The sequence below is a fragment of the Labrys sp. WJW genome (assembly GCF_001676615.1).
GTDB lineage: Bacteria > Pseudomonadota > Alphaproteobacteria > Rhizobiales > Labraceae > Labrys > Labrys sedimenti.
The window spans coordinates 1-352 of sequence record NZ_LYXZ01000132.1; the positions used below are offsets into that span (position 1 = coordinate 1).

Below are 352 nucleotides of genomic sequence, written 5' to 3' on the forward strand. Positions count from 1 at the left end.
TAGATCACCGAGGCATCGGCCTTGGTGACATGGCGCGCCTCGGCCACGGTGTCGAACACCGGCAGGCCCAGATGCTGCGAGCCGCCCTTGCCCGGCGAGGTGCCCCCCACCAGCTGCGTGCCATATTTGAGCGCCTGCTCGGAATGGAAGGTGCCGTTCTTGCCGGTGAAGCCCTGGCAGATGACGCGCGTTTGCTTGTTGATCAGGATCGACATTACTTGGCTTCCCGCACGGCTTTGACAATCTTCTGGGCGGCGTCGTCGAGGTCGTCGGCGGCGATCACGTTCAGGCCGGATTCGCGGATGATCTGCTTGCCGAGTTCGACATTGGTGCCTTCCAGGCGCACCACCAG

2 pseudogenes are annotated in these 352 nt (G+C 63.4%); both read right to left on the reverse strand.

Annotation, left to right across the window (positions count from 1 at the left end):
• Window positions 1–215, reverse strand: a pseudogene (locus BA190_RS34950) (succinate--CoA ligase subunit alpha); the annotation flags it as partial.
• Window positions 215–352 (reverse strand): annotated as a pseudogene (gene sucC / locus BA190_RS36400) (succinate--CoA ligase subunit beta); the annotation flags it as partial. The pseudogenes sucC and BA190_RS34950, both read right to left, overlap by 1 nt.